The 8,343-nt window shown below is 70.0% G+C and carries 9 protein-coding genes; 6 read left to right on the top strand and 3 right to left on the bottom strand.

Translation table 11 applies throughout. The annotated features are described in order from the left end of the window. The 5 genes from DSP71_RS15430 to DSP71_RS15410 form a co-directional block, all read left to right on the top strand. A partial coding sequence (locus tag DSP71_RS15430) for a hydantoinase/oxoprolinase family protein (RefSeq protein ID WP_258546486.1) occupies positions 1-1,201 on the top strand: 1,201 nt, incomplete at its 5' end. 1 nt (position 1,202) lies between these two features. Continuing rightward, positions 1,203-2,303, top strand: a complete 1,101-nt coding sequence (locus tag DSP71_RS15425) for a DUF917 domain-containing protein (RefSeq protein ID WP_061015545.1) — start codon at positions 1,203-1,205, stop codon at positions 2,301-2,303. Next, the gene (locus DSP71_RS15420) at positions 2,300-3,418 is read left to right on the top strand and encodes a DUF917 domain-containing protein (protein WP_113681527.1); all 1,119 of its coding nucleotides are present in this window, start codon (positions 2,300-2,302) and stop codon (positions 3,416-3,418) included. Before DSP71_RS15425 ends, DSP71_RS15420 begins: the two co-directional genes overlap by 4 nt. A 10-nt stretch (positions 3,419-3,428) precedes the next feature. Continuing rightward, positions 3,429-4,457, top strand: coding sequence for a DUF917 family protein (locus DSP71_RS15415; RefSeq protein ID WP_046747272.1), 1,029 nt, complete (start codon positions 3,429-3,431; stop codon positions 4,455-4,457). Then, complete coding sequence (locus DSP71_RS15410) at positions 4,454-5,968, top strand: CdaR family transcriptional regulator (protein WP_113681526.1); 1,515 nt, start codon at positions 4,454-4,456, stop codon at positions 5,966-5,968. The genes DSP71_RS15415 and DSP71_RS15410 overlap by 4 nt, the downstream gene beginning before the upstream one ends. Positions 5,969-5,980: 12 nt before the next feature. Here the strand turns inward: DSP71_RS15410 and DSP71_RS15405 are convergent, their stop codons facing one another. From DSP71_RS15405 to DSP71_RS15395, 3 genes are all read right to left on the bottom strand, one after another. Further along, on the bottom strand, positions 5,981-6,394 hold the full coding sequence (locus DSP71_RS15405) for a VOC family protein (protein WP_113681525.1): 414 nt from the start codon (positions 6,392-6,394) through the stop codon (positions 5,981-5,983). A gap of 85 nt (positions 6,395-6,479) precedes the next feature. Further along, complete coding sequence (locus DSP71_RS15400; protein WP_061015541.1) at positions 6,480-6,746, bottom strand: thioredoxin family protein; 267 nt, start codon at positions 6,744-6,746, stop codon at positions 6,480-6,482. A gap of 85 nt (positions 6,747-6,831) precedes the next feature. Beyond that, positions 6,832-7,572: an SDR family oxidoreductase gene (locus DSP71_RS15395; protein WP_113681524.1), complete on the bottom strand. Its 741-nt coding sequence runs from the start codon at positions 7,570-7,572 to the stop codon at positions 6,832-6,834. Between the two features lie 112 nt (positions 7,573-7,684). Here DSP71_RS15395 and DSP71_RS15390 point away from each other — a divergent pair. Then, positions 7,685-8,343: M20/M25/M40 family metallo-hydrolase (locus DSP71_RS15390; protein ID WP_113681536.1), on the top strand; the 659-nt coding region annotated here is incomplete at its 3' end.

The raw sequence follows: 8,343 nt of genomic DNA, 5'->3' as shown, positions 1-8,343 counted from the left end.
CTACGAGTTCGACGGCAGGCCGATCTCGCCCCTCGACCCCGAGGAGATCCGCGCGCACGCCGAGGACATGAAGGCGCACGGCATCCGCTCGGTGGCCATCTCCTCGGTCTTCAGCCCGGTCAACCACGACCTCGAAGTGCAGGCCGCCGAGATCGTCGCGTCGGTGCTGGGGGATGATGCCGCCATCTCGTTGTCGCACGAGATCGGACGGATCGGGCTGCTGGAGCGCGAGAACGCGACGATCATCAACGCCGCGCTCCGCGAGCTCGCCTCCGAGATCGTCGACGGGCTCACCTCGGCGGTGCGTGCCCAGGGCATCGAGGCGCCGATCTTCCTCAGCCAGAACGACGGCACGCTCATGGACGAGGAGTACGCGCGCCGCTACCCGGTCGCCACCTTCGCCTCCGGACCGACGAACTCGATGCGCGGAGCAGCGGCCACCAGCGGTCTCGACGACTGTGCCGTGATCGATGTCGGCGGCACGACCGCCGACATCGGACTGCTGATCAACGGCTTCCCCCGGGAGACGGCGAACGAGGTGAAGGTCGCCGGCATCCGCACCAACTTCCGGATGCCGGACGTGCTCTCCCTCGGCATCGGCGGCGGCAGCATCGTCGATGAGGAGACCGCGGAGGTCGGACCGGCATCGGTGGGGTACCGGCTGACCACCGAGGCCCTGGTCTTCGGCGGTTCCACGCTCACCGCCACGGACATCGCGGTGGCCGCGGGTCGCGCCCAGGTGGGCGATGCGAGCAGGGTCGCACACCTCGACCCCGTGTTCGTGCAGCGAGTGCTCGCCCGCATCGCCGAGCGCGTTTCCGAAGCAGTCGACCGCATGCGCACCTCGCCGGAGCCCATCGCCGTGGTGGCCGTCGGCGGCGGATCCATCCTGCTCCCCGACGAGCTGCCCCTGTTCGGCACCGTGCACCGACCGGAGAACTACGCGGTCGCGAACGCCATCGGCGCATCGATCGCCCAGGTCGGCGGCGAGATCGACAAGGTCTATGCGATCGAGCCCGGTCGTCGCGATGAGACGATCGCCGAAGTCCGCGCGGAAGCCGTCGACAAGGCGATCGCGGCGGGTGCGAAACCCTCGACGGTATCGATCATCGACTTCGACGAGGTTCCGATCCCGTACCTCCCGGGCAACGCCACGCGCATCCGCGTGAAGGCCGTCGGCGACCTCGACATGGGGGCGTGACATGAGCTGGACCATCACGTCTGCGCACATCGACGGACTCGCCCGCGGTGCTGCCGTCCTCGGCACGGGTGGGGGAGGAGACCCCTACATCGGAGCACTCCTCGCCCGTCAAGCGCTGGCCGCCGGTGAGGTCACGGTCGTGGGCCTCGACGAGGTGCCGGACGACGCTCTCGTGCTGTTCGTCGCGATGATGGGCGCACCGACCGTCATGGTGGAGAAGCTGCCGAGTCTCGCCGAGGTCGTCGAGCCGGTCAAGGCGCTCAGCATCCATCTCGGCCGTCCGATCACCCACATCGCGTGCGCCGAGGTCGGCGGAGTCAACTCGACCATCCCGATCGCGGCCGCCGCAGCACTCGGTCTGCCGCTCGTCGACGCCGACGGGATGGGACGTGCCTTCCCCGAGCTGCAGATGGTGCTCCCGACCCTCTACGGGGTGACCGCCTCCCCTCTCGCGTTCAGCGACGAGAAGGGCAACACCGGCGTACTGCAGACGGTCGACAACTCCTGGACGGAGCGCATCGCCCGCGTGGCCTGCGTGGAGATGGGCTGCTCGGTCATGATCTCCGGGTTCTCGATGTCGGGTTCCGCCGCACGTGAGTCGCTGGTGGCGGGCTCGCTCTCCCGATGCATCGAGATCGGCGAGCGCATCACGGCGGCGCGGGACGCGAAGACGGACCCGGTCGATGGCGTCGTCGATCTGCTCGGCGGGCGTGAGCTGTTCGACGGCAAGGTGGTCGACGTGCACCGGGCCACCACGACCGGCTTCGCCCGGGGGCGCGCGCGCATCGACGGCGACGGCGGGGCGACGCTGACCCTGCAGTTCCAGAACGAGCATCTGGTGGCGGAAGCCGACGGCGTCGTCCTCGCGACCACGCCCGACCTGATCATGGTGCTCGACGGCGAGTCGGGTGAGCCGATCACGACCGAGGCGCTGCGCTACGGACAGCGGGTGCGGGTGATCGCGGCTCCGGCCGACGAGCGCTGGCATTCGCAGGCGGCGCTCGCGATGGTCGGCCCCGGGTACTTCGGGTACGACATGGATGCGCACCGCTTCGATGGCAGCGTCTCCGTCGGAACCGCTGCGGCGGGAGCCGCCGTATGAGCTGGCAGCTCACGGCCGCCGACCTGCCCGACCTCGCCAGGGGCGCGACGCTGCTCGGTACCGGCGGGGGAGGCGATCCGTACATCGGCAAGATGCTCGTCGAGCGCGTTCTCGGCGAGGGCAGCATCACGATCCTCGACCCGGATGAGCTCCCCGACGATCTGTTCGTGATCCCGACCGCGCAGATGGGGGCGCCGACCGTGATGATCGAGAAGATCCCCGCGGGCACGGAGCCCACGCTGGCTCTGCGCACGCTCGAAGAGCACCTGGGGCGCAAGGCCGATGCGACGATGCCGATCGAATGCGGTGGCATCAACTCCATGATCCCGCTCATCGTCGCCGCGGAGACCGGGCTTCCCGTGGTCGACGCCGACGGCATGGGACGGGCGTTTCCCGAGCTGTCGATGGAGACCTTCGCCGTGTACGGCGTGCACGGATCGCCCCTCGCCCTCGCCGGCGAACGGGGCGAGAAGGTCGTGATCGACACGGGCGACGACGACCGGCAGATGGAGTGGCTCGCCCGCGGGATCACCATCCGTCTCGGCGGCGTCGGGCACATCGCCGAGTATGCGATGACCGGAGCCGACGTGCGGAGGACGGCCGTGCCACGCACGATCTCGATGGCGCTCGCGCTCGGTCGCGCGATCCGCCTCGCGCGCGAGGAGCATCGCTCGCCGTTCGAGGCGATCGCCCGCACGCTCTCGACCACCCTGTACCCGCACCTGCGCGAACTCTGCGTCGGCAAGGTCGTCGACGTCGAACGCCGCACGACCGAGGGATTCGCGAAGGGGCGAGCCGTCATCGCACCGCTGGGCGCGGACGAGGGCGACACGTTCGAGATCTCGTTCCAGAACGAGAACCTCATCGCGCACCGCGGCGAGACGCTCGTCGCGATCGTCCCCGACCTGATCTGCGTGGTCGATCACGAGACGGCCGAGCCCATCACGACGGAAGGGCTCCGGTACGGTCAGCGCGTCCGGGTACTGGGTATCTCCACTCCGGAGATGATGCGCACGCCCGATGCCCTCGCCGCCTTCGGACCTTCGGCGTTCGGCCTCGCAGCGGAGTTCGCTCCGATCGAAGCGCTGGCCGCGGGTGAGGGCGTTTCTCCCTAGGCTGGAGCGCATGATGCTGCAGCGCGACGACCTCACGGCGCTCGCCCGCGGCTATGCGCTCCTCGGCTCCGGCGGCGGTGGCTCGACGACCATGCTCGAGCTGATGCTCGCCGGAGCCGAGGGCTGGCCGATCGAGGTCTCACCGGTCGCGGCGCTGGACCCGGCAACGCCATGCCTGGGTGTCGCCTTCGTCGGCTCCACGATGCTGCTCGGTGAGCGGCTCCCCGGGGCGAACCCGTTCGCCCGGCTGCTGGGCGCGGTCGAACGCTGGATCGGCCATCCGGTGCCGGCCGTCTGCTCTCTCGAGGGCGGGGGCATGAACGGCCTCGCTCCGCTGACGCTCGCAGGTTCACACGTGATCGTCGACGCGGACTGCACCGGTCGCGCAGTGCCCGGCCTCGACCAGATGTCGTTGTTCGTGGATCAGGTGCCCGGTCTCGTGTTCGCGTGCGACACGGGGTCCGACGGCGTCGCGCTCGTCGAGGCGCACCGCGCGATCGACGCCGAGAGGGTGGTGCGGTCGGCGATCGTCCAGGCGGGCGGGGTCGGATGTGCCGTGCTCGGCGGGTTCACGGTCGGCGATCTGACGGAGCACGCGATCGGTGGACACCTCGCCTACGCGCTCGAACTGGGCCGGGCCTACCTCGCAGCCTCGGCAGCACCCCTCCCTCTGCTCGCGGACGTCCTCGGGGCGGAACTGCTCGCCGAGGGTCGCATCATCTCGGTATCGCCCTGGGCGCACGATCCACACGTGAACGCGGTGGAGATCAGCGGTCTCACCGGCGCAGTCCATCGCGTGGTCAGCCGCTCCGAGACCCTCGCGGTGCTCACGGATGGCCGTCTCGTGGCGTCGGCGCCGGAGATCATCGTGGTCGTCGACGCGATATCGCGCGAGATCCTCGAGGTGACCGAGCTCCGGCTCGCGCGCACGGTGGCGGTGCTCGCGATCCCGGCGCCTCCCTGGTGGAACGCCAGAGCGGACCGACGCGCGAAGGTGCTGCCCTCGGCGTACGGCCTCGAGGGTGTGGACGCCGCGTGAACGAGAGACTGCAGCTGAGCGCGCTGCTCGCCCACTCCGAGAACGGCGCCCTCAGGCGTGTCGCCGGACCCGCGGATGCACTGTGGGATGCCGTCGCGGTGGGGGCGAGTGAGGCAGAGCTGGTCGAAGCCGGCACCGGCCGACTCGCGATCATCACGGCGGCAGCGCCGACATCGACCTGGCAGCAGGATGCACTGCTGCGCCGCCTGCGTGATCGCGGGTACTCGGGGCTCGCCCTCCCCGGAGCCGCCTCGTTCGACGCGGGCGCGTTCCGCCTCGCAGACCGTATCGGCCTCTGCCTGCTCGATGTCGAGCGACCGATCCAGCTCGCGAGGGCCTGCTGGATGCTGATCGAGGCGCGGGATGCGTTGACGCTCAGTCAGGTGCGCAAGGTCGCCCAGTCCTTCGAGTACGCCGCCGATGACCTGGCCGACCTGCTCGGCCACATCGCCGCGAACCTCGGCGTCGGAGCTGCGCTGATCGACTCGTCCGGCGTGCTCCAGGAGGCGGGTGCTCACCTGGACGAGCGGCTGCACGCCGCGATCGGCTTCGAATCCTGGCTGGATCGGACGAGCATCGGGGATGCTGCGGCCGCATCGGTGCGCGTGGACAGCCCGGGGCGCAGCGGTCTGCGGCTCGTGCTGTTCGGCCGGGGGCTCGGTGAGGCGCAGGTGCAGTCGCTGTCCGTCGCGGCCGAGGTCGCGATGCCCGCCGTCGCCGCACGCATCCTGATCGACGAGGTGGCGGCCGTGAACGACGTCGCGGTGTCGTCCGGACTGCTGCGGGACTTCGTCGACCTGCACGGTGCGGCGGATGCCGACGTCGAACGACGGATGCTCGAGCGCGGGTGGCGCACCAGCGGACATCACCTCGGCTTCCGGATGGTGGCACGGGGCCGCCTCGACTCCTTCTCGCTGCTGCGTACGGTCAGCGCCGGCCTCAGCGCCATCGACGGCGAGGCGCATGCGACGACGGCCGGTCGTGGACTGAGCGGGTGGCTGACCTTCGCCGAGTCGCCGGATCCGGATCAGGTGGAGCGGGCCGTCGCCGCTCTGCGGGACCTGCATCTCGGGGTGCTGCGCGATTTCGCCGTCGCCACCGGGGTCGGCTCGCTCCAGGGCGGTTCGGAAGGCCTCGCAACGACGCTCGACGAGGCGGGCGACGCGGCGCGCATCGCGGCATCGCGGTCGGCGACGGGATGGTTCGTACGGGTGGACAGTCTCGGACTGGAGCAGCTCCTTCTCGCGTGGACCGGCAACGACACGTTCGTTCCCGCGGCGGAATCGCTGTTGGCTCCGCTGCGGGAGGGAGGCGGCGAACTGCTCGTCACGCTCTCGGCCTACCTCGACCACGAATCGGGCATCGCCGCGACCGCGACTGCGCTGGGCCTGCACCGCAACACCGTGACCATGCGGATCAGACGCGTGCAGGAGCTTCTCGGGATCGATCTAACCGACCCGGAGGCGCGCCTCGCCCTGCACCTCGCGTGTCGTGCCGTGCAGCCGCGTTGAGCCGGGGAGTCTTCATTCCTCCGGGTCGCCGTGCAGCATCCACGGGATGCCGAACCGGTCCACGAGCATCCCGAACAGGCCGCCCCATGGGGGCACGTCGAGCGGCATGGTGATCGTCGCCCCGTCCGAGAGCCTGTCCCACACGGCGCGGGTGGTCTCCTGCGAGTTCCCGCTCAGCGAGACCCAGAATCCCTGCGGCTTCTCGTAGGGCATGCCGTCGGGGGTGTCCGAGGCCATCAGCACCAGACCGTCCGGAGTGTCCAGCTGCGCATGCATGATGAGGTCCCGCTGGCTCGGATCCTGCACCATGTCGGGGAACTCCCCGAACGTGTTCACCACGAGGTCGCCCCCGAGGACGCGTTGATAGAACTCCATCGCCGCGCGGGCCTCGGTGCGGAAGGACAGGTACGGGTTGAGAGCGGGCATGAGAACTCCAGGAGGCTGACACGGACGACACGGCCGGTGCCGCTGAGGCTCAGTCTGCGCCGCGGTCGTCGTGCCCGCAAGAGGTTCAGGCCGGGAGCGCTCTGACCGCGGCGGTGAGTACCTGCGGCACGGTCGGGACGCCGGCGGCGCGGAACACTTCGAGGCCACTGGCGTCGCGGATGATCACCGTCGGTGTGACCTCGATGTCGAGTCTCTCGGCGGTATCCGGGTCTCGCGCGACGTCGATCTCCGTGATGGTCGCGTCGGGAAGGAAGCGTGCCGCCTCGGCCAGCACGGTCCTGGTCCGTGCACACGCGCCGCAGAACGACGACGACACCAGGGTCAGTTCCATCCGCACCTCCTCGGACGCTCTCGCGTCATCACCACAGGTGCAACCTCCGCCCGGTTCTTCGTGTTCCCCGACCGGCTCCAGGACGCTATTGCGCGGCGAGCCACTCGGCGAAGCCCTGGTGCCCGAGGTCGGCGTCGGGGCCGGGGAGCGCATGGCCCGCCCTCATCCCCGCCATCTGCGGCCCCGGCACGTTCACGGTGGGCACCCAGCCGCGGTATCCGCGACGTCGAGCGAAAGCGCGGACCATGTCGGACAGCTGCTCCTCGCGGGGTCCGGCGAGGTCGCGTACCCGGCCCTGCGGTTCCGCCCCTGCCAGTGCCGCGAGACGTGCGCCCACCTCACGGGCTGCCACAGGCTGGGTGCGGGCGTTCGGGGCGAGGTGGAGCGGTCCGAGCTTCGCCCGCTCGAACATCTGCCCGGCGAACTCGTGGAACTGCGTCGCTCGCAGGATCGTCGACGGCACGCGGGATCCCTCGACGATCTTCTCCTGGGCGATCTTGCCGGCGTAGTAGTCGTACGGGATGCGGTCGATCCCGACGATCGACAGCAGCACGAGATGTCCGACACCCGCGTCGGCAGCCGCAGCGGACAGGTTCCCGGCCGCCGCGGTGAAGAACTCGATCGCCGTGCTCGCCTTGAGGGTCTCGACGCTCACGACATCGATCACCGCATCCGCGCCGGCGAGTGCCTCCCCCACGCCCTGCCCGGTCACGAGGTCCACTCCTCGGGATCGGCTGAGGACGACGGCGTCGTGGCCGGCCGATTGCAGCGCCTCGACCGTGTGTCGACCGACGGTCCCGGTTCCTCCTGCGACGGCGATCCTCATGTGCGTTCTCCTTCGTCTCGGTCCATCCTCGTCTTTTTCGCCGAGCCGGACGAGCGCGAACGCAGTCGGAAGGCTCGCGATGAGCGGATCCGCCGCTGGGTACGATGGCGCTGTGACCACATCGACCGTGCGCCCCGGCATCGCCGAGAGGCTTTCGCAGATGATCCGGATCCCGACGGTGTCGGCCGAACTCGATGAACGCGGCTCGGCTCCGTTCGAGGAGTTCGTCGCGCTGATCGCCGAGCTCTACCCGTTGACGCACGAGAGGCTGCGTCTGGAACGGCACACCGAATTCGGCCTGCTGTTCCACTGGAAGGGGAGCGGGAGTGCTGCGGCGGACGAGGGGCCCGTCGTGCTGATGGCGCACTACGACGTCGTCCCCGTCGACGAGAGCGACGCCTGGACGCACCCGCCCTTCGCGGGCGTGATCGCCGGCGGATCGGTCTACGGTCGAGGTGCTCTCGACGACAAGGGGCCGCTGATCGTGATCCTGGAGGCGGTCGAGAATCTGCTCGCCGACGAGTTCGTCCCGCCCCGCGACGTGTACCTCTCCTTCGGCGGGAACGAGGAGACGTACGGACGCGCCGCCGAGGAGATCGCGCGGGTGCTGCGCGACCGGGGAATCGTCCCCTGGCTCGTCGTCGACGAGGGCGGTGCCGTCGTCGATGCGCCCTTGCCGTTCGTTCCCGGACGGGCCGCGATGATCGGTGTCGGCGAGAAGGGTGTGATGACCCTGCGGCTCTCTGCACGGGGCGAAGGCGGCCACGCCTC

Source organism: Microbacterium sp. H6 (assembly GCF_003314775.1).
GTDB lineage: Bacteria > Actinomycetota > Actinomycetes > Actinomycetales > Microbacteriaceae > Microbacterium > Microbacterium oxydans.
The sequence above is the reverse complement of the archived record's forward strand: the minus strand, read 5'-3'. Positions and strand labels throughout refer to the sequence as shown.

What these genes read in the sequence shown, in the direction of transcription:
- DSP71_RS15415 (WP_046747272.1), top strand. Translation starts at nt 3,429, where the DNA reads ATGATGCTGCAGCGCGACGACCTCACGGCGCTCGCCCGCGGCTATGCG.
- DSP71_RS15425 (WP_061015545.1), top strand. Translation starts at nt 1,203, where the DNA reads ATGAGCTGGACCATCACGTCTGCGCACATCGACGGACTCGCCCGCGGT.
- DSP71_RS15405 (WP_113681525.1), bottom strand. Translation starts at nt 6,394, where the DNA reads ATGCCCGCTCTCAACCCGTACCTGTCCTTCCGCACCGAGGCCCGCGCG.
- DSP71_RS15395 (WP_113681524.1), bottom strand. Translation starts at nt 7,572, where the DNA reads ATGAGGATCGCCGTCGCAGGAGGAACCGGGACCGTCGGTCGACACACG.
- DSP71_RS15420 (WP_113681527.1), top strand. Translation starts at nt 2,300, where the DNA reads ATGAGCTGGCAGCTCACGGCCGCCGACCTGCCCGACCTCGCCAGGGGC.
- DSP71_RS15400 (WP_061015541.1), bottom strand. Translation starts at nt 6,746, where the DNA reads ATGGAACTGACCCTGGTGTCGTCGTCGTTCTGCGGCGCGTGTGCACGG.